This window comes from Citrobacter sp. Awk 2, from assembly GCF_028069815.1.
Taxonomy (GTDB): Bacteria; Pseudomonadota; Gammaproteobacteria; order Enterobacterales; family Enterobacteriaceae; genus Citrobacter.
Genome location: NZ_JANEWL010000078.1, coordinates 1 through 22,548 on the forward strand (window position 1 = coordinate 1; position 22,548 = coordinate 22,548).

Here is a 22,548-nt window from a genome sequence, read left to right on the forward strand (position 1 = left end):
CTATTATATATGCTATTTTTTATGCAATAAGAGCGATTCGTAGGACACTTCTGGGGAAGGCATGGATTCAATGAACGACGAAGAAAAACGAATAGAATTTGAAAAATTCATCATTGAAAGGTTTGGTGATGCAGTTGATCTCCGCAGAGCGAAAAATGGCGGTAATGGATATATATCATGGGAGGCGGCTGTAGCATGGATTGTCTGGAGGGAGCGCTCATCCCATCATGAAGCAACGCCTACCTCTGACGGGAACTGAATTAGTATGGTGCTGCCCGGAGCATCCTGTCATTCACTATGTACTCCCGCTTAGCCACGTCATTTTAGATTGGATTTTGGTCCGCCATGAGCGAGAAGCGGACCTGGAGAGGCGTTAGTACTCCGAACACGGTCACAGCAAAGCCAGAGCTATTTGGTTGCTCCGAACAGAATATTTTAGTTAGGGATCGAAACGAGACTGTCGTGAAAACCTTATGTCTCTTCTATCCTGCATCTTCTTCGACATTGTATTTTCGTTGCTCAACATCCCATGGAAGCGCAGGCTGTTTGCGAACTAGTTTTCTTTTGCCGTTTGAGAAAAAATAAGTTCTTAGTTCTAAAAAATGGCGGCGTTTTTTCGTTTGAGGCTCATAGGTGATAAGAAAAAAAATCAAAGGCCTGCTTGCTTCACTCCATATTCTACTTGCTTTTTCAATAACAATATTGATGTTTTCATGCTGACAATATGAGATGAATGTGGAGAAATAGCACTTGTCGTTTTTTTCAAGCAGTTTGTCTAACTCGTTAACGCTATCTCTGTCTGCCTGATTATACTCCCACTCAACATAGGTTAAAATTTGATTGTCTGGATATTGTAGGACAGCATCGGTACGCCCGCCCTGTTCAAAAAATGTTCTTGCGCCCATTAACTTTGCACACTCGCGCATGACCAGGCCAACATGAATGGTCCAGTTGGAACGGTTGATATATTCACCTTTGAACACAGGGAAATCTTGATACCACACACAATTAAACAGACAGATAAAATCGCGTTCTACTCGCTTCAACGCCTCTCCCCATTTTTTCAATAGATGATTTTTAAACTGATAAGCAATATCTCATATCGGCTATTTGTTACTAGACTTTAGGATTTTAATATCTGTGTTCCGATTCATGTGCTTTAGGTTGTTAATTCGGATTGATTTCACTCTTATCACTTATCCAGAGCTGATTTATCTACCATGAAGTGAACAAAGCCCACTCAAAGCACTAACCAGCCCTTTGCTGATTGAAAAAGACGAATGAAAGTTGGATACGCTTTACCTCATGGTCACACAGTTGCTCATTGATGATGCAATAGTGAGGGCGAATCTCTCGGATTGTGCCAGCAGAAAGAAACTGCCGCATAATAAAACACTGCTAATTCAACCCGCTACGGCGGGTTTTTTGTTTTACTCCTGACAGGAAATTAACAATTTGTGCTCTTAAAACGTTGATCATTTTCGTGCATGGGTATACTGTATAAAAACACAGTATATGCAATGGAGGCCATTATGAAAGTTGAATTAACCATTGATCGCATGAAAGAACTTCCTAAAGGCGCGGTTCCAGCACTGGAGAAAGAATTACTTAACCGCCTGAATGATCACTATGACAATTGCAGGCTTACAATCCGGCGCGCTGGGTCGAATGGTTTAAGTGTTTTCGGTGGAGGCAAGGACGATAAAAAGAAAATCGAACCCATCCTCCAGGATACATGGGAAAGCGCGGACGAGTGGTTTGTTAACTAATACCCCTTAGCTGGTGGCTCCTGCTGCCATTTTGAAAATCGAGTTTCCGCATCGCTTCGCACGATTATTGCCAGGTAATTCAGGTTGATTCAGGTGTGGGAATCTTTGCAAGGGGCATCTCATGCAAATTCCGGATGATTTAATCCCAGGGTTGCCGGAGCACACTGGCCCGGTTCTGATTTATTTCGTGAAGGGGAGTGTGGTGAGGGGATTCGCTTTACGTAAAGATGAATTTGTTACGTCTTTGCGGGCACTGGAAGAGGCCAGAAAGAAAGCTGGTCTTCCTGTTTCAGATGCAGGTTAAGTTGGGTTATACTCGAAAACGGGTCTGAACAGCCCACTGAGTAACACTGCGCCAACCGGGAAAACGTGATGGCGCATAAAACTGAATTACCCCAATCACACCGTTCTTTCGTGAGCGGTGTATTTGTTCGTGCTGGCGGTGCAGCATGAGCAGATCAAAGAATAAAGCTGAAAAACTCCATTTATCCCGCGTTGTCGATTTGCATTGTATTGTCTGCCGTAATGAAGGGCTGGGAGATGCTCCTGCTGAAATCCATCATTGTAGCTCCGGTACTGGGATGTCTGTTCGTGCAGACAATTTTCACGTAATTCCTCTCTGTCATACCCATCATCGTACCGGTGGTCATGGTGTGGCCATTCATGCCGGGCGTCAGTCCTGGGAAAACAAATTCGGTACTGAGACAGAATTGCTCGTGCAGGTTCTCTACGAACTGGGGGAGTCGACTCATGCCTGAATATAAAATCACACCCGTTGGTAAGCCCAGAATGACTCGTGCTGATAAATGGAAAAAGCGCCCCGAGGTTCTGCGTTACCGGGCTTTCTGTGATGAAGTTCGTCAGCAGGGCGTTGAGCTGCCGGAAAGCGGTTCGCATGTCACCTTCATCCTTCCGATGCCAGCGAGCTGGAGCAAAAAGAAAAGGGCTGAGTTCAATGGTAAACCGCACCAGGCTAAGCCAGATTTTGACAACATGATGAAAGCCCTGATGGACGCTATTTACGAAAATGATGCTCATATATGGGATGCACGGGTATCAAAATTATGGGGTGAAACAGGGAGAATTATTATTGAGGAGCTAAAAGCATGACGCCACGCCAACGAAGACTACAGCAGTCAGCATTTGAAAAAGCAGCAGTTGCGCCGCGTAAAAGCTGGCTGGGTAAATGCATTCTTCTGACGGGGATTCAGTCCGGATGGATTAAATCCCTGCTCACTACATGGGGCGAGGGTATGGGAGGGAAAACAGCACCCCGTATGCCGCGGGGCCATGCGTGCTGGAATGTGCTTAAGGGACGGAACTGGTCAGAAAAGGCACTGGAGCGCTTCACCACAGCATTGAATAAGGCTCGTGAAGAGGGTTTCCGTGGGCAGCAGGCAATGAACAGGGCGCATAGCATTCTCTGGCCTCAGTCAACCGCCAGTGTGATTGACGAGGCCCTGCATAATGACGATGTCGATTTTGTTGAGCAATGCGTACTGCAGGCGCTGGATATAAATGATCCGGTTTATGTTGTTGGTCTTCAGTATTACACCACACGAAAAAAAATCTCAGATATAACCCGGGAACTGCAGGCGATTGCGCCCTGGCTTACACAAGAAAAGGCCAGAGAGCGAGTGAAGTGGTGTTTACAAATTTTCAGAGCAAAGGTGTTCCTGTCCGCGAAAGCACTTTTGGAAAGCGAGGAATAATGTTTTAGCTTTTTTGTGCTGTTTTTTGTGTCTGGTATTGAAAACTACCCAGAAAGTTAGATAATCCATTCATGCTTGGCAGAGCTGCGCCACGATGGCAGCGACGAAAAGCGAACAATTTGAATATAACGAGAACCCCGCCAGCGCGGGGTTTTTGCTTTCCGGCGATACGACAGGGGTATTCGCGAACGTGCTACGGCACAGTGCCCCTGTCATATCGTCGATCTACAATCGTCCACAAGATAACAAGGCCTCGCAACCAAGTGGGGCTTTTTTATTCCGCTTATACTGAGAGTGCTCACAGCAACAAGGTTGCTGCTTAATTCAATATTTAGAATTTCTAACGCCAACCACAAAATCGAGTGCATATACTGCTGTGCAACTAGGGTGTGATGGATACGTATATGAAAGAGGGCTATTACTGGATTCAACATTGCGGTTGTGTACAGGTAGCGTACTACACAAATGACACTGTTGATGATCTGGAATCGGGTAAAACAATCACAGGTGTCTGGCATCTGACAAGAGGTGATGACATTTGCCATAACGGTGAAGCAGAGGTGTTAGTAGGTCCTCTCACACCACCAATGTAAACAACCGTACTTACTTTGAGGCTGCCGCATGGCGGCCTTTTTCATTTCAGGCTCACGGGTATCACTAACTGCGTGCTTTGTTGATAAATCCAGCCCGTGAAGCCTGGACCTATTTCCCCTCATTCCTGAGAGGACTCACAGCAATCAAGAGGGGGCTAAATGTCCGATCCGATTTCCGGTACTGGGCTGGCTGGTGGTGTCCTGACGGGAGCCAGTGTCTATGGATTTGTTTCCGGAACCGATTACGGCGTGGTGTTTGGCGCATTTGCCGGGGCTGTATTTTACATTGCAACCGCCGCGGACCTGAGTGCAGCACGCCGGCTGGCGTATTTTGTCGTGTCCTACATCGCCGGAATCATCTGCTCTGGGCTGGTTGGTTCAAAGCTGGCTGACTGGACTGGTTACAGTGATAAGCCTCTGGACGCTATCGGAGCCGTAATCGTTTCTGCTTTAGCTGTCAAAATCCTGACGTTCCTGAATAACCAGGATGTCGGCTCGCTGGTGGCGCTGATAACGCGCCGGGGAGGTTCAGGTGGTACAAAATGACCCATCGGCAACTTTTAATGCATTGCTTTGTGCTGGGGTAGTGCTGACCCTGATGTTTTACCGTCGTGGTGATTCACGACATCGACCGTGGATATCTCGCTTAGCGTGGCTGCTTACTGTCATCTACAGCGCCGTTCCGTTGGCGTATCTGTGTGGCATCTACCCTTATTCATCGTGGGCCACTATCGGGGCCAACATCATTTTCCTGTCCGTGCTGGTCGCCGTCAGAGGCAACGTAGCGCGGCTTATTGATGCTGTTCACAAATAAAAAAGCGAGTCGCAACGACATCGCTACAACCCGCAAAAGAAGATGAAACCATTAGGATTTATCTTAAGTCTCATTGTGACTTAAATTAAATTTAATTTCATCATCTTAGGTGAATTCTAAACCCTACCATTAATAGTGGTTTAATCCGGTACACATATGAACCAATCACAATTTCAGCAGGCGGCTGGTATAAGCGCCGGGCTTGCTGCGCGTTGGTTTTCGCATATCGACGCAGCAATGAAAGAATTCGGCATCACCGCACCACTGGACCAGGCAATGTTCATCGCGCAGGTTGGGCATGAGTCTGCTGGCTTTACTTCGCTGGCAGAGAGTTTTAACTACTCGGTTGAAGGTCTGAAGAAAACCTTTGGTAAGCGTCTGACGCCGTATCAGTGCGAAATGCTGGGGCGTGTCGATGGTAAGCAGGTCGCTCACCAGCCGCAAATAGCCAATCTGGTTTACGGTGACCGCATGGGTAATAACAGCCAGGGTGACGGCTGGAAATATCGCGGTCGTGGCCTACTTCAAATCACCGGCCGTGAGAACTACACCAAATGTGGTGCGGCGCTGAAACTTGACCTTGTCAGTACGCCAGAATTGCTAACGCAGGAGCGACATGCGGCCCGTTCGGCGGCGTGGTACTTCACGTTACGCGGTTGCCTGATGTATTCGGGGGATGTGGAACGCGTAACGCAGATTATTAACGGCGGGCAAAACGGCATTAACGACCGACGTGAACGTTACGCCAAAGCAAAAGCTGTGCTTGTAATTTAGTACAAACCAAAAAGCAAAAACCCCGATTGCGGCAAACAGTCGGGGTTTTCTATTTCTGCACCTGAGTAGGCAGGGAGAACCTGTGATTGATTTTAGCAAACTGATACGGGAGTTGCGACTAATGATTAAGCAATTACCAAACTGGAAGTTTTTCCTTGTATGGGTGATTCCATTTTTATGGGTGGTATCCCAATTGATCATCGCTATTAAAGGGGGATGACCATGGGAATGGAGATAATTCTGGGCATTGTCATTGCTGTCCTGGCAGCAGTTGCAGGTGCTTTTGGTCTGGGTAAATCACGCGGTACTAACATCGCTGAGACAAAAGCGAACCAGCAACGCACTGAAGAACGAGCAGCAGCTACTGAAGCCGTTGCAGAACGCCGGGTAGAAACAACAAAAGGAGCCAGGGATGTACAGCAAACTGTTAGTCATCTTCCTGATGACGATGTTGACCGCGAGTTGCGCGAAAACTTTACCCGCAAAACCTGAAGTAATGGACACGGCCTGTGACTGGGTAAGCATCATCTACCTCACAGAGCACGACATTGCTGTGCTGGATAAACAGACGAAGCGGGACATATTGGCGCATAACAGGTCTGTTCAGCATAACTGCCCAAATACAATCATCCCAGCCTCGCAATAGCGGGGCTTTTTTATGTGCTTCGCACGCGCACATCAAAGAGAGTCTTTCAGTAGTGAGACTGGATAAGCTGAATTGTTGTTCTGGCAGGCTTCGTTGGTAGGTGGTGCACAGAACTTAATCTAATATTGATAATTATTATCATTTACGGGTCCTTTCCAGCGATCCGGCCTGTTACGGGGCGGCGACCTCGCAGATTCTCGCTATTTATGAAAATTTTCAGGCATTTGCCTTTTCCGTTCTTCTTCTCGCTAATTCATTGTTTTAACTGTAAACACCCCCTGAAAAGAAAGGAAATGATAAGCCTAAAAAACGGCTAAATAGCCATTGGGCGTTTCCTTTCTCTGTTTTTGTGCATGGAGTGAGCTATGGAGGTCAACAAAAAGCGTCTTTCTGAAATATTTGGGGTCAGCGTGCGAACCATTCAGAATTGGCAGGATCAGGGAATGCCTGTAGCACGTGGCGGTGGAAAAGGTAATGAGGTCCTCTATGAATCTTCCGCGGCTATCGAATGGTATTCCGCACGCGACGCGGCGATTGAGAATGAGAAATTACGGAAGGAGGTGGAAGACCTTCGTCTTGCATCGGAATCCGACCTTCAGCCAGGTACGATTGACTATGAGCGTCACCGCCTCACCCGAGCGCAGGCAGATGCCCAGGAACTAAAAAATGCAAAAGATTCCGCTGAGGTGGTGGAAACCGCATTCTGCACGTTCGTGCTGTCGCGGATGGCCGGAGAAGTAGCCAGCATTCTTGATGGAGTTCCTCTGTCTGTTCAGCGGCGCTTCCCGGAGCTGGAAAACCGACATATTGATTTCCTCAAGAAGGACATCATTAAAGCCATGAACAAAGCAGCTGCGCTGGATGAAATAATACCGGGGTTGCTGAGTGAATATATCGAACAGTCAGGTTAAGGGGCTGCAGCACTCTGCGCGCGCGGGTCTACTTTCGCTGTACCGACCTGAGCCGCAAACGGCGGTTGAATGGGCAGACGATAATTACTATCTCCCCAAAGAGTCGGCCTACCAGGAAGGGCGCTGGGAAACGTTGCCGTTTCAACGCGTGATCATGAATGCAATGGGTAACGATTACATACGTGAGGTCAACGTTGTTAAGTCTGCCCGTGTTGGCTATTCAAAAATGTTGCTGGGTGTTTATGCGTATTTTATTCAGCACAAGCAGCGAAATTCCCTTATCTGGCTGCCCACTGATGGTGACGCCGAAAACTTCATGAAGTCGCATGTTGAGCCGACGATTCGCGATATTCCGTCACTTCTGGCGCTGGCCCCCTGGTATGGAAAAAAGAACCGGGACAATACGCTCAGTATGAAACGCTTCTCCAACGGTCGCGGGTTCTGGTGTCTGGGTGGTAAGGCGGCGAAAAACTATCGTGAAAAGTCAGTGGATGTTGCCGGCTATGACGAACTCGCTGCTTTTGATGAGGATATTGAGAAAGAGGGTTCCCCGACATTTCTGGGTGATAAACGTATTGAGGGCTCTGTCTGGCCTAAATCTATTCGTGGCTCGACGCCAAAAACAAAGGGGACCTGCCAGATTGAGCGTGCTGCCAGCGAATCCGGGCATTTCATGCGCTTTCATGTTGCCTGTCCGCACTGTGGTGAAGAGCAGTACCTTAAGTTCGGCGACAAAGAGACCCCGTTCGGGTTCAAATGGACACCGGGTGAACCCTCCAGCGTCTTTTACCTGTGTGAACATAATGCCTGCGTCATTAAGCAGCAGGAGCTGGATTTCAGTGAGGCACGTTACATCTGCGACACCACCGGGATCTGGACGCGCGACGGTTTATCCTGGTTTTCATCAACAGGCACTGAAATCGACCCGCCGGACAGCGTGACGTTTCACATCTGGACGGCATACAGCCCGTTTACCACCTGGGTACAGATCGTCAAAGACTGGCTAAAAACGAAAGGGGATACCGGAAAGCGTAAAACCTTCGTGAACACCACTCTGGGTGAAACATGGGAGCCTAAAATTGGTGAACGGCCTGACGCGGAGCTCATGGCCGAACGCAAAGAGTTTTTCGGGGCAGCCGTACCTGATCGTGTTGCTTATCTGACCGCCGGGATTGACTCCCAGCTGGATCGATATGAAATGCGCGTCTGGGGATGGGGACCCGGAGAGGAAAGCTGGCTGATTGACCGGCAAATCATTATGGGCCGTCATGATGATGAAGCGACCCTCGTCAGGGTGGACGAGGCGATTAACAAAATCTACTCCCGAAAGAATGGCGTGGAAATGTCGGTATCCCGTATCTGCTGGGATATCGGCGGTATTGACCCGACCATTGTCTACAATCGCTCAAAAAAGCATGGCCTGTTTCGCGTGATCCCGATTAAAGGGGCTTCCGTTTACGGTAAGCCCGTCGCGAATATGCCGCGTAAACGCAACAAGAACGGCGTTTATCTGACGGAAGTGGGGACTGATACCGCAAAGGAGCAGATTTATAACCGCTTCACACTTCAGCCGGAAGGGAGTGAACCTCTTGCCGGAGCCGTGCATTTTCCCAATAACCCCGAAATTTACGATCTGGCTGAGGCTCAGCAACTGACTGCTGAGGAGCAGGTTGAAAAATGGGTGGACGGGCGTAAGAAAATCGTCTGGGACAGCAAAAAGCGACGAAATGAAGCGCTGGACTGCTTCGTTTATGCGCTGGCGGCCCTGCGGATCAGTATTTCGCGATGGCAACTGAATCTTGATTCACTGCTCGCGAGCCTGCAGGAGGAAGAGGGGAGCCGGACCAATAACAAAACCCTGGCTGATTATGCCCGGGCATTATCTGGAGATGAATAATGGCGACACAGACTGATCTGGATGCCGCCCGCGCTGCGTTGCATGACCTCATGATGGGAAAGCGGGTAGCAACGGTGCAGAAGGACGGCCGGCGGGTTGAGTTCACTGCGACTTCAGTCAGTGACCTGAAGAAATACATTGCCGAACTTGAGTCACAGGTTGGCACCACTCCACGACGCCGGGGACCGGCAGGATTTTACGCATGAAAACACCTGCTTTGTTAGGACCGGACGGCAAAACCGCTCTGCGGGATTATGCCGGATATCACGGCGGTGCTGGTGGCTTTGGCGGTCAGCTCCGCGCCTGGAATCCACCGAGTGAAAGCGCAGATGCTGCGTTATTGCCTAATTTTTCCCGTGGTAACGCGCGCGCTGACGATCTGGTCCGCAATAACGGTTATGCGGCAAACGCGGTACAGCTCCATCAGGACCACATTGTCGGATCGTTTTTCCGGCTCAGTTATCGCCCCAGCTGGCGTTTTCTGGGCATTGGAGAGGAAGAGGCCCGGGCTTTCTCCCGTGAAGTTGAGGCGGCCTGGAAAGAATTTGCGGAGGATGATTGCTGCTGCATTGATGCGGAACGTAAGCGTACATTCACCATGATGATCCGCGAGGGTGTTTCCATGCATGCGTTTAACGGTGAGTTATGTGCACAGGCCACCTGGGACAGTGATTCCACGCGTCTTTTCCGCACACAGTTCAAAATGGTGAGCCCAAAACGCATCAGCAACCCCAATAACGCCGGAGACACGCGAAACTGTCGGGCAGGTGTCAGAACAAATGACAGTGGCGCCGCCCTGGGATATTACGTCAGCGAGGATGGCTATCCGGGGTGGATGGCGCAGAAGTGGACCTACATCCCGCGCGAACTGTCCGGCGGGCGGCCTTCGTTTATCCACGTATTTGAACCGCTGGAAGATGGGCAGACACGCGGTGCCAACGTGTTTTACAGCGTCATGGAGCAAATGAAAATGCTCGATACACTGCAGAATACGCAGCTCCAGAGCGCGATTGTCAAGGCGATGTATGCCGCCACGATTGAAAGTGAGCTGGATACGCAAACCGCGATGGACTTTATTCTCGGCTCAGACAGTAAAGAGCAGCAAAGCAAGATGACTGGCTGGCTGGGGGAGATGGCCTCGTACTATACCGCGGCGCCGGTTCGTCTCGGCGGCGCGAAGGTGCCGCATCTGATGCCGGGTGACTCTCTGAATCTTCAGTCAGCGCAGGATACTGATAACGGTTATTCGACGTTTGAACAATCTCTGCTGCGCTACATTGCTGCAGGGCTGGGTGTGTCGTATGAGCAACTCTCTCGCAACTATTCGCAGATGAGTTATTCCACCGCCCGCGCCAGTGCTAACGAGTCCTGGGCGTACTTTATGGGGCGTCGCAAATTTGTTGCCTCCCGCCAGGCCTGTCAGATGTTTTTATGCTGGCTGGAAGAGGCCATTGTTCGCCGCGTGGTGACATTACCGTCTAAAGCCCGGTTCAGTTTTCAGGAGGCGAGGAGTGCCTGGGGAAATGCTGACTGGATCGGCTCCGGGCGAATGGCCATTGACGGACTGAAGGAGGTGCAGGAGGCTGTCATGCTCATTGAGGCGGGGCTGAGCACCTATGAGAAGGAGTGCGCCAAGCGCGGTGAAGATTATCAGGAAATTTTTGCCCAGCAGGTTCGTGAAACGATGGAGCGTCGCGCTGCAGGTCTTAAACCTCCAGCATGGGCGGCTTCTGTCTTTGAGTCTGGACTGAAGAAATCGAATGAGGAGGGGACCGATGACGCCAGAGCTGCGTAATCTCCCGCACATTGCCAGTATGGCTTTCAATGAGCCGCTTTTACTTGAACCCGCCTATGCGCGGGTTTTCTTTTGCGCGCTCGCTGGTCAGTTAGGTATCACCCGTCTGACCGACACCGTGTCGGGCGTTACGCTTGGCGCAGAGCAGATGGCTGAACCGCTGGCACTCTTTGGTGATGATGAGGAAATGGGGCCAAAGCCGGCGCGAAGCTACCAGATCACTGATGGTATCGCGGTGCTGCCTGTTTCCGGGACGCTGGTCAGTAAAACCCGCTCACTTCAGCCGTATTCGGGGATGACGGGGTACAACGGCATCATCGCCCGCCTCCAGCAGGCAATCAGCGATCCGGGTGTAGACGGCATTCTTCTGGATATGGATACGCCAGGTGGAATGGTGGCGGGTGCCTTTGACTGTGCGGACATCATCGCCCGTATGCGGGATACCAAACCCATCTGGGCGTTAGCCAACGATATGAACTGCAGCGCTGGCCAGCTGATTGCCAGTGCGGCATCACGTCGGCTTGTGACGCAGACGGCCAGAACGGGATCTATCGGGGTCATGATGGCCCACAGCAATTACGGCGCCGCCCTTAAAACCAGCGGCGTTGAGGTCACGTTGATTTACAGCGGCGATCACAAGGTGGATGGGAACCCCTACGAGAAATTACCCAAAGAGGTACGTGCAGATTTTCAGGCGCGTATTGACGCTACCCGGCAGATGTTCGCTGAAAAGGTGGCAGGTTATACCGGCATGTCGGTACAGGCCGTTCTTGATACTGAAGCCGCTGTATTTTCAGGCCAGGAATCAGTAGACAACGGCCTGGCGGAGCAGCTGGTCAACAACATGGATGCGCTGAACGTTATGCGCGATGCAATTAATAAACGAACGATGATTTCCCGAGGAGGAAGCATGAAAGGTACTACTGCATCCGCAGATACCAATCAACCAGCAGCATCTGCTAACCAGACCGTGACCACCGTTGACGCGCCTGCTGTGGTCGTTACTGACCCTGCAGCGAGCGCAACTGTTGATATCAGCAGCCAGGTGGCAGAAGCGGTCGCAGCTGAAAACGGTCGCATTATGGGGATCCTGAACTGTGAAGAGGCGAAAGGGCGTGAATCACAGGCGCGTGCGCTGGCAGAAACGCCGGGGATGACGGTGGAAAGTGCCCAGCGCATCCTTGCCGCGGCTCCTCAGAGTGCTCAGGCGCGTACGGATACCGCGCTGGATCGTCTGATGGAAACCGCACCCGGCGCCGTAACGGCATGTAGTGCTTCTGCCGAAGCGGGTGACGATTTGTTAAATACGCCTGTTTAAGAGGTCAATATGTCTAACACTGAACAATTTACGCACAATCAGCCCCTCGGGAACAGTGATCCGGCGCATACCGGTTTTGCACCTGGTGAACTGACGAAAGCAGTACCGGCGATGACGCCCCTGATGCTGGATGCCACTTCCGGCAAGCTGACCGTCTGGGATGGCCAGCATGCGGGGGCTGCCTGTGGCGTTCTGGCGGTGTCTGCCGACCAGAGCAGCACTGAGCTGGCATTCTATAAGTCCGGCTCTTTCCATATTGAAGATGTGCTCTGGCCGGATGCGGTGACGGATGAACACATCAAACGCAACGCATTCGCAGGTACAGCCATCAGTATCGTCTGACATCCGACTTAACACTAACCATCATCCACAGAAGCCGCCATCGCGGCTTTTTTTACGGGAAACATCTATGTCAATTTACACAACGGCCCAACTGCTGGCGGTCAATGAGAAGAAATTCAAGTTCGACCCGCTTTTCCTGCGTATCTTCTTCCGTGAAAGCTACCCTTTCAGCACTGAGAAGGTGTATCTGTCGCAAATCCCGGGCATGGTCAACATGGCGCTGTACGTCTCGCCTGTTATTTCCGGCAAGGTTATCCGCTCCCGTGGCGGCGCAACGTCAGAGTTCACGCCGGGTTACGTCAAGCCCAAGCACGAGGTAAACCCGCAGATGACGCTGCGCCGCCTGCCGGATGAAGACCCGCAAAATCTGGCTGATCCAGCCTACCGCCGCCGTCGCATTATCCTGCAGAACATGAAGGATGAAGAGCTGGCGATTGCCCAGGTGGAGGAGAAGCAGGCGGTGGCTGCTGTCCTCAACGGTAAATACACCATGACCGGCGAAGCGTTTGAACCGGTTGAAGTGGATATGGGACGCAGTGCCGGAAACAACATCATCCAGGCAGGTGCAGCAGCCTGGAGCACACGAGACAAAGAAACTTATGACCCCACTGACGATATTGAAACCTATGCGCTGAACGCCAGCGGCGTGGTCAATATTATCGTCTTTGATCCGAAGGGCTGGGCGTTGTTCCGTTCATTCAAAGCGGTAAAAGAGAAGCTCGACACCCGTCGCGGTTCTAACTCTGAACTGGAAACGGCGCTGAAGGATCTGGGTGAAGCGGTCTCCTATAAGGGAATGTATGGTGATGTGGCCATTGTCGTCTATTCCGGGCAATACATTGAAGACGACACCAAAAAGAACTACCTGCCGGATTTGAGCATGGTGCTGGGCAATACCCAGGCGCGCGGTTTGCGTACCTACGGCTGCATTCAGGATGTGGATGCCCAGCGTGAAGGCATTAACGCTTCCACGCGTTATCCGAAAAACTGGGTACAGACAGGCGATCCGGCGCGTGAGTTCACCATGATCCAGTCTGCACCACTGATGCTGCTGGCTGATCCGGATGCGTTCGTGTCTGTCAAACTCGCCTGATGTCCATTCTGTGGCCCTGCGGGGCCATGTTCCGGAGTTGTTCTTATGACAGAAAAAGAAAAGTTGATTGCGCAGCTTAATGAGCTTGGCGCGCAGCTTGGTCGGGAAGTGAATACCAGTGGCACCATTCAGGAGCTCTCTATGCGCATTGCAGAGCTGGAGGAAGAACTGAATGACGGCACTGATACCGATAGTGTTGAAAATGGTGGCGTGAGTGATGGTAGTGCATCCACCGGCGCCGCAGAACCCGTGCCGCCAGTGGATACTGTGTTAAGCGGTAGAACAGATGACGCACTGATGGCCGTCGAAACGCTGGCCACGCTGCACATTGAGGCGCTGCACGCGACCCGTGATGAATGGGTATCTATTGTGGGGGCGGGGACCGTGATCCGCGTGACAGAAGCGGATGCGGACAGCCTGGTTGCACTCGGACTGGTCCGCGAGCACTAGCAGGGGGCTGTGTGGCTGATTTCAATAACCTTTTTGATGCTGCAATAACACAGGCCGATGACACTATTCGGCAGGTTATGGGGACTTCTGCAACGGTAACGTCCGGCGCGATTTCTGGCGTCACGTTGAGTGGTGTTTTCGATGATCCGGAAAATATCGGTTACGCCACACCCGGCATCCGTGTCGATGGGACCAGCCCGTCGCTGTTTGTGAAATCAGCAACGATTGGGCAGCTGGCGCGGCTGGACACGCTGGATATTAACGGAAAGCCTTTCTGGGTTGATCGTATCGGTTCTGATGACTGTGGCTCCTGCCATATCTGGCTTGGTACGGGTTCTCCTCCCGCAGCGACCCGGCGCCGTTAAGGGGAAACTATGTCTTTAAAAGGGCTTGAACAGGCTATAGCAAACCTGAACAGCATCAGCAATACGGCGGTTCCGCGAGCCTCGGCGCAGGCTGTTAACCGTGTCGCCACCCGGGCTGTCAGTCGAAGCGTTGCCGTTGTCTCGAAAGATACACGGGTGCCACGCAAGCTGGTAAAACAACGCGCGAGAATAAAACGCGCCACGGCGAAAAGGCCGATGGCAATGATCCGCGTGAACCGGGGCAACCTGCCCGCGATAAAGCTCGGTACCGCCAGCGTACGGTTATCCCGCAGAAAACGGGACAAAAAAGGGGCCAATAGTGTGCTGCGTATTGGCCCTTTTCGTTTTCCCGGAGCCTTTATTCAACAACTGGAAAATGGCCGCTGGCATGTGATGCGAAGGACATCCAGACCCCGCTATCCGATCGAAGTGGTCAGCATTCCACTGGCAGCGCCACTGACGACCGCATTTAAAGATGAGCTGCCGAAGCTCATGGAATCGGATATGCCTAAAGAACTTCGGGCATCCCTTAAAAACCAACTCAGGCTGATTCTGAAACGATGAAACACACTGATATTAGAAAGGCGATTATTGATGCGCTGGAGAGCCATATTGGTAAAGACGCACTCTATTTTGACGGACGTCCAGCGGTACTGGAGGAGGGGGATTTTCCTGCGGTCGCTGTCTTCCTGACTGATGCCGGGTATACCGGCGAAGAACTGGATGCTGATATCTGGCAGGCCACGCTGCATATCGAAATCTTTTTACCGGCGCAGGTACCCGATTCCGAGCTCGATGACTGGATGGAGTCACGTATTTATCCGGTGCTTGGCAATGTGCCAGGACTTTCCCTCCTGATCAATAACATGGTGCAGCAGGGATATGACTACCAGCGCGATGACGATCTTGGGCTCTGGAGTTCGGCTGATCTGAAATATTCCATTACTTACGAAATGTGAGGACGTAATGACTACACCAAACCCACTGGCGCCGGTAAAGGGTGCCACCACCACGCTCTGGATTTATTCCGGATCGGGTAACCCCTTCGCCAACCCGGTATCGGATGTTGACTGGACGCGCCTGGCAAAGATTAAAGACCTGCAGCCCGGTGAACTGACTGCCGAATCAAACGACGACACCTATCTGGATGATGCGGATGCTGACTGGACGTCCACTTCACAGGGCCAGAAATCGGCGGGGGAGGCCAGTTTTACGCTGGCCTGGAAACCTGCCGAGAGCGGGCAGCAGGATCTGGTTCGCTGGTTTGATGACGGTACCGTGCTGGCGTACAAAATCAAATACCCGAATGGCGCCGTCGATGTGTTCCGTGGCTGGGTAAGCAGCCTGGGTAAAACGGTGACGGCAAAAGATACCATTACCCGTTCTGTCAAAATCAGCAACAACGGCAAGCCAGGCCTTGCTGAAGACAGCGCTGCTGCAGCGATTGCCGTAACCGGCGTCAGCTTGGATAAATCGACCGCCACCGTTGCAGTTGCTGCCACCACCACGCTGAATGTCACCGTGGCACCAGCCAGCGCAAGCGATCAATCTTTCCGGGCCACCACCACGGATGCGGGTAAAGCCACGGTGACTGTCGCCGGTACGGTGCTGACGGTAACCGGCATTGCAGCCGGAACCGCTGACATTATCGTGATGACCAACGACGGGCTTTTTGTCGCGACCTGTAAAGTCACCGTTTCCTGACTTCCGGGGCTGTGGCCCCGCTTTCTGGAGTAACCCATGTTTTTAAAAAGTGAACCGTTCGAACGTAACGGTAATACAGTCACGCTCTACGAGCTGTCGGCACTGCAGCGTATTGAGCATCTTGAGCACCTGAAGGCGCTGGAAAGTATCACCGATGCCGACATGCAGTCGGCGATGGATATGACGATTAAATCCGGCGCACTGCTGGTGGCCATGTCTTTATGGCATGGACACGCTCTGAAAGGGACGCACAAAACGCCGAAAGAAGACGTTGAGCAGATCCAGAATGAAGTGCTGATGACCTGGCCGCTGGAGATTGTTTCCGCTGCAGAGTACAGCGTGAAGCTGCTGTCCGGCATGGTGCCGCTGCAGGAAGCGAATGATCCGGAGGATGTAGCTGTAACTGAGCCAGTCAGTCTGGAAAAGTCCTCGCCAGTGAGCTGACATTCGTCCTGAAACTGGCGCGTGAATTTCGCCGCCCGGACTGGCGCGCCATGCTTGCTGGTATGTCGTCAACGGAATACGCCGACTGGCGAACGTTCTACCAGGACAATTTTTTTAATGATGTGCAACTGGATGCGCATTTTTCCTCGCTGATGCATATCGTCATTACCGCGCTTGACCCCAAAACCACATCAACCCCTGCCAGCTTCAGCCTGCTTTCACCATCTGCGGAGGATATTGCCGACGATGAACCCGGTGATGCTGTGCTGATGGCAAAGGCCGAGGGCATTTCAGGAGGTGTTCGCTATGGCCCAGACGGCAGTGGGTGACCTGGTCGTTAACCTTGACGTTAATTCGTCAAAGTTCAACGAGCAGATGGAGTACGTAAAAAGGCAGTTTAAGCAGACGGGTGACGCAGCGAATGACTCGGCGCTGAAGGTGCAGCAGTCATTTACCCGCCAGGAGAGCGCCGCGAAGAAGGCCGGAATTTCAGTCGGCCAGTACAACGCGGCGATGCGTATGCTGCCTGCGCAGTTTACGGATATCGCCACCCAGCTGGCCGGTGGGCAGAGTCCGTGGCTTATCCTGCTGCAGCAGGGCGGTCAGGTGAAAGACTCCTTCGGCGGTATTATTCCGACCTTTCGGGCGCTTCTGGGCACCATATCGCCGGTGATGGTAGGTGTTGGCGCGCTGGCTGCCGCCACTGGCGCGGTGGTTTACGCCTGGTATCAGGGCTCGTCCACGCTATCTGATTTCAACAAAACGCTGGTCCTGTCCGGTAACACTGCCGGGCTGACCTCAAACCGCATGCTGGTGCTGGCGAAATCCGGCGAGCAGGCGGGACTCACGTTTAACCAGACCAGCAGCGCGCTGACGGAGCTGGTCAACGCCGGAGTGCGTGCCGGTGCCCGGTTCGATGAGATGAGTCAGGCGGTAGCGAAATTTACCGATGCGTCGGGTGTGCCGGTCGATAAGGTGGCGGCGGCATTCGGCAAACTGACGAACGATCCGACCTCTGGTCTGATTGCCATGGCGCAGCAGTTCCACAACGTTACCGCGGAACAGATTGCTTATGTGGCGCAACTGCAACGCGCCGGTGATGAAGCAGGGGCGCTGCAAGCAGCTAATGATGCGGCGACGAACGGTTTTCGTGAGCAGACAAAGAGCCTGCGCGACAATATGGGGTCGATTGAGTCTGCTGCCGACAGCCTGAAGCGTGCCTTTAAATCGATGTGGGATGCGGCGCTCGATATCGGGCGGCCTGACACCACGCAGGAGATGGTTGCCAAAGCGGAAGCGGCCTTTAAGCGGGCGGATGAAATCTGGAATCTGCGTAAAGGTGATGGTTATGTCAATGATGATGCGCGTGCCAGCTACTGGAACGATCGGGAGTCTGCCCGCCTTGCACTGGAAATGGCGCAGCAGCATGCCAGCGTGGCAAAGGCCACTGAGGATAACGCCGCCCGCGAGGCGGTGATTGAATCTGACCGCCAGAAGTATGCCGCGCAGGCGCAGTCGAATTATGCAAAGACGCAGACTGCGCTGGAGAAGTACACGGCCCGTCAGAATGAACTGAACAAGGCGCTTAAAGACGGACGGATCCTCCAGGCTGACTACAACATCAATCTGGAAGCTGCGAAAAAAGAATACGACGACTCGCTGAAGAAACCCAAAGCCCCTTCAGCGGTAAAAACACCTGCAGGTGTAAAAAGTGTCGATACCGCCAGCGCGCAGACGCTGGAGCTGGAGGCGCAGTTACGCACTTTGCAGGAGCACAAGAGCATCACGGATACCATCAGCCAGCAGCGGCAGGAATTGTGGAAACAACAATCCCGCTTTTCGGTGCTGGAAGAAGCCGCCAAAAAACGCGCGTTGACCGCCGATGAAAAATCGGTGCTGGCGAATAAAGACGAGGTACTGGCGCGGGCCGAAGTGAATGCCCGGCTTGGCGATCAGATTGTTGCCCAGGAGCGGTTAAACCGCCTGCAGGACAGCTCGCAGAAGTACGTTACCCAGATCGGGGAGAAGACCCGGGCGCTTGTGGCCGGTGGCAGCATGAGTAGCCGCGGTGCACAGCGGCAAAACGAAGAGGCACAGTTGCGGCAGGGCTGGATGAATGCCGGCGGCACGGACACCGATCAGGGTTATCAGAACGAACTGGATGCACTGAAAAAATATTATGCCGCACAGGACGAGCTCCGCGGCAACTGGCAGGCCGGGGCGAAATCAGCGTGGGCTGACTATGCCGATTCAGCGGCTGATGCCTATGGTTCGATGAAGTCCGCTGCTTCAGCCACATTCGATGGTATCAGCCAGAATATGGCCGATATGCTGACGACAGGGAAAGCAAACTGGGCAGATTTCACCCGTTCCACGTTGTCGATGCTGACGCAGATCCTGATGAAGCAGGCCATGGCCGGCCTGGTCAGTTCTGCCACGTCAGCGCTGGGTTTTGCTGGCGGTGGTTATACCGGGTCCGGCGGCAAGTATGAGCCTGCAGGTGTGGTGCACCGTGGAGAGTTTGTCTTTACGCAGGAAGCCACCAACCGAATCGGTGTCGGCAACCTTTATCGCATGATGCGCGGCTATGCGACTGGTGGTCTGGTCGGGGGGAGTGGCGGTGGCGTTGCTTCTCCTTTTGGCGTCAGCGTGTATGCGCCGGTTTCGGTTACAACAGGCCAGGGGGATTCCGGTCAGCAGAAAGGAAGCGGCGATGCGCTGGGGAAAGCCTATCAGCAGGTGATCAATAGTTCCATCAGGGAAGGTATCACCAGAGAGGTCCGGCCCGGCGGCATTATCTGGAATGCAACAAAACAGAGGTAAGCAATGGCGATCGAGCATTTTGCGTGGCGGATTAAAGCATCCAGCCAGCCGACCCTTAAAAGTAAGGATACCGTCCGCACGGCACAGTTTGGTGATGGCTATAAGCAAGTATCAGGTGCCGGGATGAATGATGAAACGCTCAGCTATGAGTTTTCATTTACCGGCGAACCGGGAACCGTCAAGGATATCTATGCTTTTCTGCGGCGCCATAAGACGAAATCATTTTCGTTTACCCCGCCAGGCGGTGATCTTGCGCTGTGGCGCGTTGAGGCAGACAGCCTGCAGCGCGTCACCAAAAGTAAAACGGTGGAAACCGTGTCAGCCACCTTTGAACAGGCGTTTGCACCATGAGCTTAAACAGTGATTATCAGAAACTTGAGCCGGGCAATGTTGTCCGGCTTTTTGATGTCGATGGCACCGCATTTGGTGTTTCAGACGTTCTCCGCTTCCACGCCCACAATATTGCCCACACCCCCGATGAAATCTCCGCTGCTGGTGGAGATGAGAATAAGCTGCCGGCGAAATCGATCTGGTGGCAAGGACAGGAATATAAAGCATGGCCCTGCCAGATAGAGGGTATTGAGACGGCGACCGACGGGACCAGCGCACAGCCGACGCTGTCGGTCGCTAACCTCGACAGTTCCATAACGGCGCTGTGTCTTGCTTATGATGACCTGCTGCAGGCGAAAGTGACCATTCATGACACGCTGGCGCAGTATCTGGATGCGAAAAACTATCCGGAGGGTAACCCGTCGGCGGATCCTCAGCAGGAAAAACTGAAGGTGTTTTACATCGATGCAAAGAGCAGCGAAACCAATGAAGTGGTTGAGTTTGCGCTAACCAGCCCGATGGATCTGCAGGGGCTGATGATCCCGACGCGGCAGCTACATTCGCTTTGTACCTGGTGTATCCGAAACAAATACCGCTCAGGTGATGGATGCGACTATGCCGGGACGCGTTATTTCGACAAGCACAACAACCCGGTTAACGATCCGTCGCTCGATGAATGCCCTGGTACACTCACTGCGTGCAAGTTGCGGCATGGCGAGGGGAACGAGTTGCCATTCGGTGGTTTCCCTGGCACATCCCTGATCAGGAGCTGATATGCGTCAGAAAATTATCGACGCCATTATGGCGCATGCTGCCGCTGAATATCCGCGGGAGAGCTGCGGTGTGGTGGTACAAAAAAGCCGGGTTCAGAGATACATTCCCTGCTGCAATTTGGCTACGGAACCGACCGAGCATTTTCACCTGTCGCCGGAAGATTACGCCGCTGCTGAAGACTGGGGAACGGTGATTGCCATTGTCCACAGCCACCCGGATGCCACAACGCAGCCGAGCGAACTGGATAAAGCCCAATGCGATGCAACATTTTTGCCCTGGCACATCGTGAGTTGGCCAGAAGGGGATTTACGGACAATCCAGCCTCGGGGAGAACTTCCGCTACTGGAGCGCCCGTTTGTTCTCGGTCACTTTGACTGCTGGGGACTAGTAATGAGTTACTTCCGGCAGACGCATGGTATCGAACTGACGGATTACCGTGTTGATTATCCCTGGTGGGAAGACTGCTACCCTGAAAACTTCTACCACGATTGCTGGTATGAATGCGGATTTCGTGAATTCAGCGGTGTACCGCGGCCTGGTGATATGGTTATCATGCAGGTCCAGGCTAATAAGTGGAATCATGCAGGGATCCTGCTGGAAGGTAACATGTTACTACACCATCTTTATGGCCATTTGAGTCAGCGTGTGCCCTATGGCGGTTACTGGCAGGAACGGACAATGAAGGTTCTACGGTATAAGTCTCTGTGCTAACCTTTTGCAAAACCAAAGGGGATAGGGATATGAAAAAGACTTTGCTGCTTCTAATTGCGCTTAGCGTTGCTGGGTGTTCAACCACTGCGGTGAATTCTACCGTTGCAAAACAAGTACCATCTGAACGTGTATTGCTGAAGGGAGCTGGTGACTCGGTGATAACAATTACACGAGATCAAGGATGGTTTGCTGGTGGTGGATGCTTTGTAGAAGTAACTATTGATGGAAAATCCTATGCAAGAATTGATACGGGAGAAACGATCGATATCAATGTTACATCCGGCCGACATATTCTAGGAATATCTGGCGATTCAAAAGGTAAAGGATTATGTGGAATGCAGGTCGGACAACCACTCAAAGAGACTGCCACGCAGATCAATGCTCGTGAACATCAAAAATTCCGCATCACCGGAGATACTAATTCCGGACTTGATATCAGAGCGTCAACCATATAGTTCGAGTCATTTTATAAATGGCCACCTCCGGGTGGCTTTTTTATTGGAGAAGAGTATGCAGCAAGAAGTTATGACCCAAATTGAACTGAGCGGGATTCTTGGCAAAACCTTTGGTAAGACGCATCATCGTTTAATTAGCTCAACCCGAGAAGCCTGTCGAGCGCTAGCTGCAACAGTGAAAGGGTTTGAGGCCTTCATGAATTCAAGTAAACAGCGCGGTCTGACATATGCAGTTTTTCGAGGAAAGCAAAATATCGGGGAAGATGATTTAGGCTTTCCGGTGACAGGTGAAGTGATCCGGATCGTGCCAGTAGTTATTGGTAGTAAAAAAGCTGGCCTGTTACAAACCATATTAGGTGCCGTCCTTGTTGTAGCTGGCTACGCTTTGTCAGGTTTTACTGGCGGTGCAAGTATGGCATTGGTCGCACCAGGTGTTGCATTAATGGCTGGAGGCGTAATCCAAATGCTTTCGCCACAGCCAGCAGGACTTGCCAGCAAACAGGATGCCGAAAATCGGGCATCGTATGCATTCGGTGGTGTAACTAACACTGCTGCTCAGGGTAATCCAGTTCCCCTTTTATACGGTCGGCGACGTATAGGGGGCGCTATTATATCGGCAGGTATTTACGTTGAAGATCAGCAGTAACCGTGTTGTAATTATGCTATAGGTAATAGGCCTAATATCAAGGTGATAGGGTGTATGAATAAATTATATGTTTTGTTACTCAGTACAGTTTTGATTTCTGGGATGAGTCACGCCGAAAATGGTTATATCCCTGTATTATATAATCTATCAACGATGTTCGATTTTAACCCTGTTAAAGGACC

General features: G+C 52.1%; 33 protein-coding genes. 32 read left to right on the top strand and 1 reads right to left on the bottom strand.

The features are described from left to right. The first annotated feature begins 70 nt into the window (after nt 1-70). On the top strand, nt 71-259 hold the full coding sequence (locus NNO02_RS17230) for a hypothetical protein (RefSeq protein ID WP_271455341.1): 189 nt from the start codon (nt 71-73) through the stop codon (nt 257-259). 223 nt (nt 260-482) lie between these two features. Here the strand turns inward: NNO02_RS17230 and NNO02_RS17235 are convergent, their stop codons facing one another. After that, nucleotides 483-1,046, bottom strand: coding sequence for a hypothetical protein (locus NNO02_RS17235; RefSeq protein WP_271455342.1), 564 nt, complete (start codon nt 1,044-1,046; stop codon nt 483-485). 486 nt (nt 1,047-1,532) lie between these two features. Here NNO02_RS17235 and NNO02_RS17240 point away from each other — a divergent pair, with 486 nt between their 5' ends. The 31 genes from NNO02_RS17240 (at nt 1,533) to NNO02_RS17390 (ending at nt 22,366) form a co-directional block, all read left to right on the top strand. After that, nucleotides 1,533-1,769 (top strand): DinI-like family protein, encoded by a 237-nt coding sequence (locus NNO02_RS17240; protein WP_182269996.1) that lies wholly within the window; start codon nt 1,533-1,535, stop codon nt 1,767-1,769. A gap of 121 nt (nt 1,770-1,890) precedes the next feature. Beyond that, the gene (locus tag NNO02_RS17245; protein WP_046671202.1) at nt 1,891-2,073 is read left to right on the top strand and encodes a hypothetical protein; all 183 of its coding nucleotides are present in this window, start codon (nt 1,891-1,893) and stop codon (nt 2,071-2,073) included. Between the two features lie 145 nt (nt 2,074-2,218). Beyond that, the gene (locus tag NNO02_RS17250; protein WP_271455343.1) at nt 2,219-2,527 is read left to right on the top strand and encodes a Ref family recombination enhancement nuclease; all 309 of its coding nucleotides are present in this window, start codon (nt 2,219-2,221) and stop codon (nt 2,525-2,527) included. Then, a complete protein-coding gene (locus tag NNO02_RS17255; protein ID WP_271455344.1) occupies nt 2,520-2,879 on the top strand; it encodes a RusA family crossover junction endodeoxyribonuclease in 360 nt (119 codons plus the stop codon). Before NNO02_RS17250 ends, NNO02_RS17255 begins: the two co-directional genes overlap by 8 nt. Next, the gene (locus NNO02_RS17260; RefSeq protein ID WP_271455345.1) at nt 2,876-3,481 is read left to right on the top strand and encodes a hypothetical protein; all 606 of its coding nucleotides are present in this window, start codon (nt 2,876-2,878) and stop codon (nt 3,479-3,481) included. The genes NNO02_RS17255 and NNO02_RS17260 overlap by 4 nt, the downstream gene beginning before the upstream one ends. A gap of 404 nt (nt 3,482-3,885) precedes the next feature. After that, nucleotides 3,886-4,074 (top strand): hypothetical protein, encoded by a 189-nt coding sequence (locus tag NNO02_RS17265; protein ID WP_271455346.1) that lies wholly within the window; start codon nt 3,886-3,888, stop codon nt 4,072-4,074. 159 nt (nt 4,075-4,233) lie between these two features. Further along, nucleotides 4,234-4,620, top strand: coding sequence for a phage holin family protein (locus NNO02_RS17270; RefSeq protein WP_061353905.1), 387 nt, complete (start codon nt 4,234-4,236; stop codon nt 4,618-4,620). After that, nucleotides 4,607-4,888 (top strand): phage holin family protein, encoded by a 282-nt coding sequence (locus NNO02_RS17275; RefSeq protein WP_181632376.1) that lies wholly within the window; start codon nt 4,607-4,609, stop codon nt 4,886-4,888. Before NNO02_RS17270 ends, NNO02_RS17275 begins: the two co-directional genes overlap by 14 nt. Before the next feature lie 156 nt (nt 4,889-5,044). After that, a complete protein-coding gene (locus tag NNO02_RS17280; RefSeq protein ID WP_271455347.1) occupies nt 5,045-5,662 on the top strand; it encodes a glycoside hydrolase family 19 protein in 618 nt (205 codons plus the stop codon). 222 nt (nt 5,663-5,884) lie between these two features. After that, on the top strand, nt 5,885-6,154 hold the full coding sequence (locus NNO02_RS17285; RefSeq protein ID WP_271455348.1) for a hypothetical protein: 270 nt from the start codon (nt 5,885-5,887) through the stop codon (nt 6,152-6,154). Further along, the gene (locus tag NNO02_RS17290) at nt 6,111-6,308 is read left to right on the top strand and encodes a hypothetical protein (RefSeq protein WP_271455349.1); all 198 of its coding nucleotides are present in this window, start codon (nt 6,111-6,113) and stop codon (nt 6,306-6,308) included. The genes NNO02_RS17285 and NNO02_RS17290 overlap by 44 nt, the downstream gene beginning before the upstream one ends. A gap of 365 nt (nt 6,309-6,673) precedes the next feature. After that, complete coding sequence (locus NNO02_RS17295) at nt 6,674-7,219, top strand: terminase small subunit (protein WP_000453624.1); 546 nt, start codon at nt 6,674-6,676, stop codon at nt 7,217-7,219. Continuing rightward, nucleotides 7,194-9,116 (top strand): phage terminase large subunit family protein, encoded by a 1,923-nt coding sequence (locus NNO02_RS17300; protein ID WP_271455350.1) that lies wholly within the window; start codon nt 7,194-7,196, stop codon nt 9,114-9,116. Before NNO02_RS17295 ends, NNO02_RS17300 begins: the two co-directional genes overlap by 26 nt. After that, on the top strand, nt 9,116-9,322 hold the full coding sequence (locus NNO02_RS17305) for a phage head-tail joining protein (protein ID WP_003034782.1): 207 nt from the start codon (nt 9,116-9,118) through the stop codon (nt 9,320-9,322). The genes NNO02_RS17300 and NNO02_RS17305 overlap by 1 nt, the downstream gene beginning before the upstream one ends. Continuing rightward, the gene (locus NNO02_RS17310; protein WP_271455351.1) at nt 9,319-10,911 is read left to right on the top strand and encodes a phage portal protein; all 1,593 of its coding nucleotides are present in this window, start codon (nt 9,319-9,321) and stop codon (nt 10,909-10,911) included. The genes NNO02_RS17305 and NNO02_RS17310 overlap by 4 nt, the downstream gene beginning before the upstream one ends. Beyond that, entirely contained in the window at nt 10,892-12,229 is a 1,338-nt protein-coding gene (locus tag NNO02_RS17315) for a S49 family peptidase (protein ID WP_271455352.1), read from the top strand. The genes NNO02_RS17310 and NNO02_RS17315 overlap by 20 nt, the downstream gene beginning before the upstream one ends. 9 nt (nt 12,230-12,238) lie before the next feature. Beyond that, nucleotides 12,239-12,571 (top strand): head decoration protein, encoded by a 333-nt coding sequence (locus NNO02_RS17320; RefSeq protein ID WP_271455353.1) that lies wholly within the window; start codon nt 12,239-12,241, stop codon nt 12,569-12,571. 67 nt (nt 12,572-12,638) lie between these two features. Next, nucleotides 12,639-13,664: a major capsid protein gene (locus tag NNO02_RS17325; RefSeq protein ID WP_003034798.1), complete on the top strand. Its 1,026-nt coding sequence runs from the start codon at nt 12,639-12,641 to the stop codon at nt 13,662-13,664. 45 nt (nt 13,665-13,709) lie between these two features. Next, nucleotides 13,710-14,114 (top strand): DNA-packaging protein FI, encoded by a 405-nt coding sequence (gpFI, locus tag NNO02_RS17330; protein ID WP_271455354.1) that lies wholly within the window; start codon nt 13,710-13,712, stop codon nt 14,112-14,114. An 11-nt stretch (nt 14,115-14,125) separates the two neighbouring features. Next, on the top strand, nt 14,126-14,479 hold the full coding sequence (locus NNO02_RS17335; protein WP_271455355.1) for a head-tail joining protein: 354 nt from the start codon (nt 14,126-14,128) through the stop codon (nt 14,477-14,479). Between the two features lie 9 nt (nt 14,480-14,488). Beyond that, complete coding sequence (locus tag NNO02_RS17340; protein WP_271455356.1) at nt 14,489-15,043, top strand: phage tail protein; 555 nt, start codon at nt 14,489-14,491, stop codon at nt 15,041-15,043. Then, nucleotides 15,040-15,438, top strand: a complete 399-nt coding sequence (locus NNO02_RS17345; RefSeq protein ID WP_003826202.1) for a phage minor tail U family protein — start codon at nt 15,040-15,042, stop codon at nt 15,436-15,438. Before NNO02_RS17340 ends, NNO02_RS17345 begins: the two co-directional genes overlap by 4 nt. 7 nt (nt 15,439-15,445) lie before the next feature. After that, the gene (locus NNO02_RS17350) at nt 15,446-16,183 is read left to right on the top strand and encodes a phage tail tube protein (protein ID WP_271455357.1); all 738 of its coding nucleotides are present in this window, start codon (nt 15,446-15,448) and stop codon (nt 16,181-16,183) included. A 36-nt stretch (nt 16,184-16,219) separates the two neighbouring features. Then, nucleotides 16,220-16,627, top strand: a complete 408-nt coding sequence (gene gpG / locus NNO02_RS17355) for a phage tail assembly chaperone G (protein WP_271455358.1) — start codon at nt 16,220-16,222, stop codon at nt 16,625-16,627. Nucleotides 16,628-16,677: 50 nt separating this feature from the next. Continuing rightward, nucleotides 16,678-16,956, top strand: a complete 279-nt coding sequence (locus NNO02_RS17360; RefSeq protein ID WP_008322441.1) for a phage tail assembly protein T — start codon at nt 16,678-16,680, stop codon at nt 16,954-16,956. Further along, nucleotides 16,934-19,450: a phage tail tape measure protein gene (locus tag NNO02_RS17365; protein WP_271455359.1), complete on the top strand. Its 2,517-nt coding sequence runs from the start codon at nt 16,934-16,936 to the stop codon at nt 19,448-19,450. The genes NNO02_RS17360 and NNO02_RS17365 overlap by 23 nt, the downstream gene beginning before the upstream one ends. A gap of 3 nt (nt 19,451-19,453) precedes the next feature. After that, nucleotides 19,454-19,801, top strand: coding sequence for a phage tail protein (locus tag NNO02_RS17370; RefSeq protein ID WP_048216155.1), 348 nt, complete (start codon nt 19,454-19,456; stop codon nt 19,799-19,801). Continuing rightward, nucleotides 19,798-20,553 carry a phage minor tail protein L gene (locus NNO02_RS17375; protein WP_271455360.1) on the top strand — a complete coding sequence of 252 codons (756 nt, stop codon included), beginning with the start codon at nt 19,798-19,800 and terminating at the stop codon, nt 20,551-20,553. The genes NNO02_RS17370 and NNO02_RS17375 overlap by 4 nt, the downstream gene beginning before the upstream one ends. 1 nt (nt 20,554) lies before the next feature. Beyond that, nucleotides 20,555-21,265: a C40 family peptidase gene (locus tag NNO02_RS17380; RefSeq protein WP_271455361.1), complete on the top strand. Its 711-nt coding sequence runs from the start codon at nt 20,555-20,557 to the stop codon at nt 21,263-21,265. 29 nt (nt 21,266-21,294) lie between these two features. Next, a complete protein-coding gene (locus NNO02_RS17385) occupies nt 21,295-21,720 on the top strand; it encodes a hypothetical protein (RefSeq protein ID WP_008322436.1) in 426 nt (141 codons plus the stop codon). 55 nt (nt 21,721-21,775) lie between these two features. Beyond that, nucleotides 21,776-22,366 carry a tail assembly protein gene (locus NNO02_RS17390; protein ID WP_271455362.1) on the top strand — a complete coding sequence of 197 codons (591 nt, stop codon included), beginning with the start codon at nt 21,776-21,778 and terminating at the stop codon, nt 22,364-22,366. Nucleotides 22,367-22,548 lie beyond the last annotated feature (182 nt).

Coding starts and splice junctions, on each gene's coding strand:
- NNO02_RS17230 (WP_271455341.1), top strand. CDS start 71: ATGAACGACGAAGAAAAACGAATAGAATTTGAAAAATTCATCATTGAA.
- NNO02_RS17240 (WP_182269996.1), top strand. CDS start 1,533: ATGAAAGTTGAATTAACCATTGATCGCATGAAAGAACTTCCTAAAGGC.
- NNO02_RS17245 (WP_046671202.1), top strand. CDS start 1,891: ATGCAAATTCCGGATGATTTAATCCCAGGGTTGCCGGAGCACACTGGC.
- NNO02_RS17250 (WP_271455343.1), top strand. CDS start 2,219: ATGAGCAGATCAAAGAATAAAGCTGAAAAACTCCATTTATCCCGCGTT.
- NNO02_RS17255 (WP_271455344.1), top strand. CDS start 2,520: ATGCCTGAATATAAAATCACACCCGTTGGTAAGCCCAGAATGACTCGT.
- NNO02_RS17260 (WP_271455345.1), top strand. CDS start 2,876: ATGACGCCACGCCAACGAAGACTACAGCAGTCAGCATTTGAAAAAGCA.
- NNO02_RS17265 (WP_271455346.1), top strand. CDS start 3,886: ATGAAAGAGGGCTATTACTGGATTCAACATTGCGGTTGTGTACAGGTA.
- NNO02_RS17270 (WP_061353905.1), top strand. CDS start 4,234: ATGTCCGATCCGATTTCCGGTACTGGGCTGGCTGGTGGTGTCCTGACG.
- NNO02_RS17280 (WP_271455347.1), top strand. CDS start 5,045: ATGAACCAATCACAATTTCAGCAGGCGGCTGGTATAAGCGCCGGGCTT.
- NNO02_RS17285 (WP_271455348.1), top strand. CDS start 5,885: ATGGGAATGGAGATAATTCTGGGCATTGTCATTGCTGTCCTGGCAGCA.
- NNO02_RS17290 (WP_271455349.1), top strand. CDS start 6,111: ATGTTGACCGCGAGTTGCGCGAAAACTTTACCCGCAAAACCTGAAGTA.
- NNO02_RS17295 (WP_000453624.1), top strand. CDS start 6,674: ATGGAGGTCAACAAAAAGCGTCTTTCTGAAATATTTGGGGTCAGCGTG.
- NNO02_RS17305 (WP_003034782.1), top strand. CDS start 9,116: ATGGCGACACAGACTGATCTGGATGCCGCCCGCGCTGCGTTGCATGAC.
- NNO02_RS17310 (WP_271455351.1), top strand. CDS start 9,319: ATGAAAACACCTGCTTTGTTAGGACCGGACGGCAAAACCGCTCTGCGG.
- NNO02_RS17315 (WP_271455352.1), top strand. CDS start 10,892: ATGACGCCAGAGCTGCGTAATCTCCCGCACATTGCCAGTATGGCTTTC.
- NNO02_RS17320 (WP_271455353.1), top strand. CDS start 12,239: ATGTCTAACACTGAACAATTTACGCACAATCAGCCCCTCGGGAACAGT.
- NNO02_RS17325 (WP_003034798.1), top strand. CDS start 12,639: ATGTCAATTTACACAACGGCCCAACTGCTGGCGGTCAATGAGAAGAAA.
- gpFI (WP_271455354.1), top strand. CDS start 13,710: ATGACAGAAAAAGAAAAGTTGATTGCGCAGCTTAATGAGCTTGGCGCG.
- NNO02_RS17340 (WP_271455356.1), top strand. CDS start 14,489: ATGTCTTTAAAAGGGCTTGAACAGGCTATAGCAAACCTGAACAGCATC.
- NNO02_RS17345 (WP_003826202.1), top strand. CDS start 15,040: ATGAAACACACTGATATTAGAAAGGCGATTATTGATGCGCTGGAGAGC.
- NNO02_RS17350 (WP_271455357.1), top strand. CDS start 15,446: ATGACTACACCAAACCCACTGGCGCCGGTAAAGGGTGCCACCACCACG.
- gpG (WP_271455358.1), top strand. CDS start 16,220: ATGTTTTTAAAAAGTGAACCGTTCGAACGTAACGGTAATACAGTCACG.
- NNO02_RS17360 (WP_008322441.1), top strand. CDS start 16,678: ATGCTTGCTGGTATGTCGTCAACGGAATACGCCGACTGGCGAACGTTC.
- NNO02_RS17365 (WP_271455359.1), top strand. CDS start 16,934: ATGGCCCAGACGGCAGTGGGTGACCTGGTCGTTAACCTTGACGTTAAT.
- NNO02_RS17370 (WP_048216155.1), top strand. CDS start 19,454: ATGGCGATCGAGCATTTTGCGTGGCGGATTAAAGCATCCAGCCAGCCG.
- NNO02_RS17375 (WP_271455360.1), top strand. CDS start 19,798: ATGAGCTTAAACAGTGATTATCAGAAACTTGAGCCGGGCAATGTTGTC.
- NNO02_RS17380 (WP_271455361.1), top strand. CDS start 20,555: ATGCGTCAGAAAATTATCGACGCCATTATGGCGCATGCTGCCGCTGAA.
- NNO02_RS17385 (WP_008322436.1), top strand. CDS start 21,295: ATGAAAAAGACTTTGCTGCTTCTAATTGCGCTTAGCGTTGCTGGGTGT.
- NNO02_RS17390 (WP_271455362.1), top strand. CDS start 21,776: ATGCAGCAAGAAGTTATGACCCAAATTGAACTGAGCGGGATTCTTGGC.